The sequence below is a fragment of the Vibrio sp. IB15 genome, from assembly GCF_016406055.1.
Taxonomy (GTDB): domain Bacteria; phylum Pseudomonadota; class Gammaproteobacteria; order Enterobacterales; family Vibrionaceae; genus Vibrio; species Vibrio chagasii.
In genome coordinates this window covers 1-4732 of sequence record NZ_JAEFCE010000114.1, presented here as the reverse complement: position 1 = coordinate 4732, position 4732 = coordinate 1, and the positions used below count along the sequence as shown (strand labels likewise).

General features: G+C 38.7%; 5 protein-coding genes. 2 read left to right on the top strand and 3 right to left on the bottom strand.

The window, feature by feature from the left end; all coding sequences use genetic code 11:
- Positions 1 to 55: 55 nt before the first annotated feature.
- Complete coding sequence (locus JC606_RS22720; protein ID WP_198779500.1) at positions 56 to 964, bottom strand: hypothetical protein; 909 nt, start codon at positions 962 to 964, stop codon at positions 56 to 58.
- 373 nt (positions 965 to 1337) lie between these two features.
- Between JC606_RS22720 and JC606_RS22715 the strand changes: the two genes are divergently transcribed.
- Entirely contained in the window at positions 1338 to 2765 is a 1428-nt protein-coding gene (locus JC606_RS22715) for an AAA family ATPase (RefSeq protein WP_198779499.1), read from the top strand.
- Positions 2762 to 3391: an HNH endonuclease gene (locus JC606_RS22710; protein WP_198779498.1), complete on the top strand. Its 630-nt coding sequence runs from the start codon at positions 2762 to 2764 to the stop codon at positions 3389 to 3391. The genes JC606_RS22715 and JC606_RS22710 overlap by 4 nt, the downstream gene beginning before the upstream one ends.
- Positions 3392 to 3758: 367 nt before the next feature.
- Here JC606_RS22710 and JC606_RS22705 read toward each other — a convergent pair whose 3' ends face one another.
- Positions 3759 to 4136, bottom strand: coding sequence for a hypothetical protein (locus JC606_RS22705; RefSeq protein ID WP_198779497.1), 378 nt, complete (start codon positions 4134 to 4136; stop codon positions 3759 to 3761).
- A 375-nt stretch (positions 4137 to 4511) separates the two neighbouring features.
- A partial coding sequence (locus tag JC606_RS23495; protein WP_233090607.1) for a hypothetical protein occupies positions 4512 to 4732 on the bottom strand: 221 nt, incomplete at its 5' end.

Here is a 4732-nt window from a genome sequence, read left to right as displayed (position 1 = left end):
AGCCATGACTGGCTTAATTATAAGCAGATACACAATTTAAATTACAGGCTCAAATTCACTCAGCCACTACAGACTTACTTTCTAACCTTTTTCGCATATGTGGGCTTTTCATATCGACAATCCAATTCAATATAGGTGTAGGGTCTTTAGTAACTGGGTATGCTGCATCACCCTCGATCCAAGGCCACACTAAAAGAGCTTTATACTGAGCAGTCGTTGATATTGTATTGTTATTTTGAAAGTACGTAATGATCTCTTCAGGAGCTTTTATACATTCAAGAACATCAGCTTTAAAGTAATCGTACATAAAATCGGTACTTTCTATAGATTTTTGATGAATTATCGAGTTTCTAAGTTTCTCTAGATTCTTAAATTTGGTGAAAAGGCTTTGCGGAAGCTGTTTACAGCTATAGATTTCAGGTAATAGAGATTTAAATTTATCGCTCAAACTGAGCCAACGTTCTATACCTTCCTTATTATAAGATTCTTGAATTCCTTGTTTTGGTTTGTCTTTATAATGTACAAATTCAGAAGGAATACTGATGTTTGCGAATGCTTCAAGTGCGGTATAACCAAATACTATAGCGGTTTGAACTAGCTCTATGTAATCCGATATAAGAGTACAGTTTTCCCATAACTTTTCAGATCTAAGCTCACCCTCATCATAGCTTTTAGATATCGTGTCTTTATGCATTTTTTCTGCACGTTGAAGTGCTTTTTTACTGTTCGAAAGTAGTAGCGAAATATTGTTTGGAACAAAGTAACTAATAGATTTATTTTTGTTCAACTTAACGCTATCAACCTCTTGGAATGCAACGTTCATCTGGTAAGTTGGATTTGGGTGTTCTCTAGAATCAATACAAAAAGGTTTAAGGGCACGAATGTCATAGTAGCCATATTTAGTAACGTCTGTACCTACGACCATCATAGAGCGAACTCCGTTTTTCTCAGATTTTTTAGCCAACTTTTAACCTCAACAGAAAGTCCAAATTAGAATCATGATATCAAAACTCTGCATACTCAATAAGTAGATATACAACAATACGGAAAGAGTTTTATAAAGTTGTGGGATAGAAAATGCCACGGATAAAAATTCAACCTATGGCGATTTTGGACAAAAGTTTGTCAGTGCCTTTACTAAAAGTAATAACTAAAAGTATGGAAAAGTCGCTAAGCTCTGTGTCATGTCTACCTGGAACAGATCAATAGCTGGCTATGCACGTAAATTAACAACGGTTCGTCTTACACTTGTAGGGACAACACACTATCTGTGTATAGATAATTGATACCCCTATATGTACAATATACTATTAAAAACATAGTGTTGAGAGTGGAACGTGGGTTTTCGAGTAAATAAAATTAGTGGACATACCCTCTGGGAGGAAAAGTGTGATGACAGTAATGCTGTAACCGTCATTATTGGAAACAACGGATGCGGAAAAACAGAGCTGCTTAAAGACATCTGCAATTACTATCAATTAATTTATGCAGAAGCACTCGCAAGTAAAAATCATCATGTATATTCAGCCCTTCATTACGTAAAGGAAAACTTATCCCAGTGGCCTTTGATAGGACAAGAATTCAATCACCCGATTCCAAGAAAACTCATCGCTGCATCCACAAGTCAATTTGAGAAATTTCAAGATAGCTGGCAAAACAAACTAGATATTATACCCAGTGGTTTTTACTCATATGTTGGGTCTAAACCTTACCTGCCTACATTATCTCCCTCTGTTCGTATTGCTTCAAAAGCTATACAACAATTGCTAGAAACTAATGAACACATAGAGACAAGGAAGCAAGAGGCGCTCACCAGATTTTTAGCAATGTTCAACTTTAGTAATAACTTAGCTTTACAGTTTAATCTAACTTTATCCAGTGAAGAACTAGAAAAAATAGGTAAAAATGGGTCACATATTGACTTTAAGTTGAAACCAGAATCCCAGCTAATATTACAGCAAGCTCTAAAAGAATATGAAACTGCTGAGTTAATAGAAATGCTACAGACTTGCCGGATTATGTCTGAATATCCATCATTTGTTTTAAGGATTCTCAGAAATTCTTTTGCTTTGACACATGTAACTCCTGGGGAAAATTATAAGTTTTCTAAACGCGCCATAGCAAAACTTTTACGGTCAGGGCTCGTTTCTTTAAAAAGTATTCAAACAGTCAATGAGAGAGAAGCTCAAGAACAAGAAGGTGAACTTAATTTAGAAAATTCAGTAGTCACTTGTTTATCGAGACGGAGTTCTGGTGAACAATGTCTATTCCTTCTTTTTATGGGAATCATATCTTCCATTGAAGACAATGCTTTAATTTGTATCGATGAACCCGAAATTAGTCTTCATCCTCAGTGGCAAGAGAAGTTTGTAGACATCCTCAATGACTCATTTTCTAGTTATAAAGGATGTCATTTCCTCATTGCCACGCATTCACCTTTGATTGTGTCAGACATCTCCGCTTCAAATTGTTGCGTGTACGATATGGTCAATCAAAAGTTAATTAATGCTTATCCTCATAAAGAACGCTCAGCAGATTATCAACTGGCCACATTGTTCCACAATCCAGGTAAAAATAATGAATATTTGATTACTCAAATTATTGAGGTCTTGGATGTTGTCTGTAAGGAAGCTAATCCTCCCGAGGAAACATTAGCAACCGCTAACTGGCTATTGAGCTTTGAATCTAAATTGGATGAACACGACAAAGTCAGGGTATTACTGGGGATCATGCGTTCGACTTTATTAGCAGGGGGCTACCTATGACACCTTTTGTCCTTAGCGAAGATGACAAGGCAATAGTCGCATTAGTACTCAACAAAAGTGTATCCCCAGATAAAAAGTGGATGGATCCTGACGTAAAACAACTCAAAGACAGAATGAAAAAGCATTATATTGAACAACAGGAGTTTTGCTGTGCTTATTGTAAGGTTCACAAGCCTTCCAAGCATGGGGGCGACTGGGATTTAGAACATATAATGCACAAAAATGATTTTGATAAATGGATGTTTCACCCAGAGAACCTCTGTGTCTCATGTAAAGAATGTAATGGATTTAAAGGACAATCGTTAATAACCAAGTCAGATCGTTACATTAATTTTCCAACACGATCATTAAGTTACACTATTATCCATGCACACTATGATAGGTATGAAAATCACATAACGGCTCTTGTACCAGGTATCACTTACCGACATAAGGGGGATAAACACGGAAAAGGATGGAAAACCATCGAAGTCTGTGGATTATTGCGCTACCACGAGGAAGGAGGTCGAGCGAAGGTTGATCCAATACTCCAAGCAGTATTACTTATGACTGCTAATGACCCCTCAAAACAAAACCGCGAACTGGCAATCCAATTATTACAAACCAATGCTAGGGCACTAACTTAGTTTAAGTTACACACTTAGATGATTATCTCTGATAGTTTGCCCGCATTAGAAAATCAAGTCTATTGAAACTCCAGAGGTAAGACGGATGGAGTTTACTTTATCTATCACGAAAAGGGGCACTTTCGAGCTAGGAAGTGCCACGGGTAAAAATCAACCTGAGAAGCTTTTGGACATTTATTTTTCAGTGCCTTTACTAAATTAGCAGTTAATGAATAACTACAGGTATGGCAAATAGCAAAACTGACGTGCAGGACGCGCAAGGCCGCCACCCTTCTAGAGCAGATCGCACAATTTACTAATATAGAGGCCCGGGCTTGTTCAACACTTGGGATTTAACGTTGGCTACGCAACGCTTAATCCTTATTTGTTATGCGACTGGTGGTGGTTGCTTTGAATTTGCCATTCGAACGATCTGACGGACGGGTTGTAAATGAATTTCTGAAATAACTGCAGATACAAACCCCATTATAACTACCGGAATGCCAACCGAAAAACTAAACCACATCGCACCACTTAATTCGGGCTGTCCCCACTGACTTAAAATAGACGATAGGGTTGAAGAAAGTACAAGCGTTAGGGCTATAAGCTGAGTCCAAGTATGAGTCGCCACTACAAAAGTATTTGAATAGGCACTTTTACGAATTACAGCCTTACCTGTTAACCCACCCATTTTCACTCGAATACTTGAATTACTGCCAGATACCTCATACCCCTGAGCTACTAACTCATCAATTATTTCTTCCACTCGAAACTCCTTTTCCCTGAGTCGCATAACGCTTATTAGACGGATTTAATCCGTAATTGTACATTACCAATCATAACGCTAATCATACTCACGCTCAATCGAAAGCCCGCACAGCCTAGCGACTAGGATGCGAACATCAGAAGTTGTCGAAAGTTTCCGTATAACTCCGGCGGCTTCGGATCAATACGATTTCCAACCTACATAGACCCAAAATAAGCTCGGTCTGACTTTCATTTCATCGGATTAGATTTGATAGGGAAAACGCACGCCCCTTAATTTCGTAGAGTATTTGGTCTAACGCATTTCGGGGCAAAAATCATTTAGACCGAATACTCTAAATCGTGTGATCACCAAGCGATTCTGTCGTACAACATGCTAAAGCGTGCCGTAGATTAAATACCCCTGAAGAACAAACTCCAAACCACCACGACACGACCACCGCTGCGCCATTAAATTACAAGTGAAAAATGAAACGCGAAGGACTAAGCCCACCGCAAACGCAGAACACCCTAGAACCATAGAACGGGGCGCAGCATTGGGTGGGCGGGGGATGTGGTGGGACGCCATAAAACAGCTTGCGCCTTTTATGGATTGGC